Below are 1,455 nucleotides of genomic sequence, written 5' to 3'. Positions count from 1 at the left end.
AAAAGATAACCCCTGTGTTATCTTGATCAGAGCTGAATCTTCCGGACATAATCTTCATTTTTTTTCTGGCTCCCGGCCTTTCGCAGTTCTTACTATTTTTGTGTCAATGACACGCTTGTAAATCTGGCGTCTGATACCAATCGCTTAGCATCAAACACCAACCAATCTTTACCATCTCTATTGAATGCAACATCCACAAAGGCAACGATATTTTTCGACAATGGTTCTGAAGTGGTATTTTTCAATCCTTCTTGTTCGAAGTGTTGCATGCCCTGAACGTGGTCGACCAATAAACCACTGAGCATGTCGTTATGTTCCACAACAAGAATTCTTTTATCTCGAGATCTAATCCGTTCGCTTGGTACGCCAAAAAAACGAGACAAATCAATGATAGGAATGAGGCGGCCTCGAATATTGGAAACACCCAACACCCAAGCTTTTACTCCAGGAATAACGGTATATTTTGGAACATGTAATAGCTCGGACACGGACCCCATGCCGGCTATGAATTGATAACCCGCTAGCGAAAATCCGATACCACTAAAATATTCACGAACTTCTTCTTGGGCAGGCAAGCCTACAGAAAACTGCGCACTTTTCTTCGCTATATCTCGTAAAGCATCAAACGAGTGCGCGACTTCACTACTCATACTATTTAATCAAGTAACTCGTTAATGGTAGCGATGAGGTCATTTTCGCTAACTGGCTTAACTAAGTATCCTTTCGCACCTTGGCGCGTACCCCAAACTCGATCAGTCTCTTGATCTTTGGTAGTAACAATCACTACTGGAATGTCAGCGGTCTCAGGTGTTCTCGTTAATTGACGAGTTGCTTGGAAACCGTTTAACCCAGGCATTACAACATCCATCAAAATAAGATCAGGACGTTCCTGACGTGCAACGGCTACGCCATCTGCGCCATTATCAGCTGTAATTACTTCGTGTTTATGCTGGTCGAGAATTGTTGAAATCTTGCGAATTTCTGTTGGTGAATCATCGACGATAAGTATACGAGCCATAGCTCTCCCTCATTTAATTCATCTTGCGATGAGAGAATTGTTAATCCTTTACTTAGCCATTTTGAGGTGCATGATTACGAATCGTACTCAGCAACTCATCCTTACTAAACGGCTTAGTTAAATATTGATCTGAACCCACAATACGGCCTTTAGCCTTATCAAACAGACCATCTTTACTCGATAGCATAATGACCGGGGTTGATTTAAAAGCACTGTTATTTTTGATCAAAGCGCAAGTTTGATAACCATCAAGACGTGGCATCATAATATCGACAAAAATAATGTCTGGATTTGAATCTGCAATCTTTGCCAAGGCATCAAATCCATCGGTTGCCGTAATGACCATGCAACCTACCTTCTTTAATAAGGTTTCAGCTGTACGTCGAATGGTCTTACTGTCGTCGATGACCATTATTTTTAAATTTTCGAAATTATCT

3 protein-coding genes are annotated in these 1,455 nt (G+C 41.2%); all 3 read right to left on the bottom strand.

Annotated features, from left to right (window positions below):
* Window positions 1-92: 92 nt before the first annotated feature.
* Complete coding sequence (locus A3739_RS09175) at window positions 93-650, bottom strand: chemotaxis protein CheW (RefSeq protein WP_068501086.1); 558 nt, start codon at window positions 648-650, stop codon at window positions 93-95.
* 5 nt (window positions 651-655) lie between these two features.
* Window positions 656-1,018, bottom strand: coding sequence for a twitching motility response regulator PilH (gene pilH, locus A3739_RS09170; protein ID WP_068482902.1), 363 nt, complete (start codon window positions 1,016-1,018; stop codon window positions 656-658).
* Between the two features lie 52 nt (window positions 1,019-1,070).
* A partial coding sequence (locus A3739_RS09165) for a PleD family two-component system response regulator (protein ID WP_068501083.1) occupies window positions 1,071-1,455 on the bottom strand: 385 nt, incomplete at its 5' end.

The organism is Oleiphilus sp. HI0067 (genome assembly GCF_001635735.1).
The sequence above is the reverse complement of the archived record's forward strand: the minus strand, read 5'-3'. Positions and strand labels throughout refer to the sequence as shown.